Below are 1,130 nucleotides of genomic sequence, written 5' to 3'. Positions count from 1 at the left end.
GTCGCCGCCGCCCAGGCCGCGGCGCCGTTCACGCTCGGGTTCTCCGAACTGGGCGCGCTGGGTGCCACCCAGGTGACCCGGGTGGCGGTCCGCGAGATCCTCGAGCAGATGGCCAGGAGCGTCGCCGAGACCCTGCTGAAGATGGTCGAGGACGCCGCGCTCACCGCGGTGAAGACCATCGTGCTGCAGCTCGCCGAGCAGGGCCTGGAGAACTACACCGGCGTCCGCGACGGCTACGACGTCAGCGGTGCGGTACGGGCCGGCGTCCAGGACGGGGTGAACGGGTTCGTGCAGACCGCGAGCGATCCGGGCACCTGGGTGAACGCGGCGGCCGAGGGCGCCAGGAACGGTATGAGCGACGGCGCCCTCGCGGGCAGCCGAGGGGGCGAGTGATGACCGCGCACACGCACCGGCCGTCCCGGCCGCACTCTCCCCGCGGCGGGTCGGGCGAGCCCGAGCCCGAGCCCACCCCGCACCCGAGGTCCGGCGGCGACCCCCAGCCGGAGCCGGGCAGCGCCGGGGGCACCGGGGAGCCCGGCCACCGCCGCAGCGGCGGCGACCCCGAACCCGAGCCGGGCGGCGGCCCCGAGGAGAACCCGGGCCGGGGCGAGGGCGGCGGGATCAACGTCGACGTCGGCGGCATCAGTTTCGGCGGTGGCGACGACCAGGGCGGCGAGGGAGCAGGGGAGGACGGCGGCGGCGACGGCGGCCAGTGGATCGAGGACGGTAAGGACGACGGCGGCTCCGGCTGGGACGGCGCCGGCGCCCCGTACGCGCCCGGCCAGGTCGGCAGCGAGGGCGTCTACCCCGCGATCCCGGCCCAGCGCGGCCCCGGCGACCTCGGCGGTGCGGGCGGTCAGACCTCCGGCGACCCCGCGGACTTCGAGGCCACCGAGTCCCGGCTGGACGACGCGGCACGGGACTTCGAGAACGCCGCCGGCCGCCTCGCCGGCCTCGGCCAGCGGCTGTCGGCCTGCCTCTCCAACGACTCGCTGACCTCCTCCGCGGCCGAACCCGGACAGCAGATCTCCGACGAGATCCATGACATCAGCAGCAAGCTCGCCTCCGGGCTGGCCACCACCGGACGCCGGCTCGGCGACCAGGGGCGGGCGCTGCGCCAGGCCGACCAG

2 pseudogenes are annotated in these 1,130 nt (G+C 76.5%); both read left to right on the top strand.

The features are described from left to right. Positions 1-393: pseudogene (locus tag AOK09_RS40995) on the top strand (hypothetical protein); the annotation flags it as partial. Next, positions 393-1,130: pseudogene (locus AOK09_RS35605) on the top strand (hypothetical protein); the annotation flags it as partial. The pseudogenes AOK09_RS40995 and AOK09_RS35605, both read left to right, overlap by 1 nt.

It is taken from the genome of Peterkaempfera griseoplana (assembly GCF_001418575.1).
Lineage (GTDB): Bacteria > Actinomycetota > Actinomycetes > Streptomycetales > Streptomycetaceae > Peterkaempfera > Peterkaempfera griseoplana.
The sequence above is the reverse complement of the archived record's forward strand: the minus strand, read 5'-3'. Positions and strand labels throughout refer to the sequence as shown.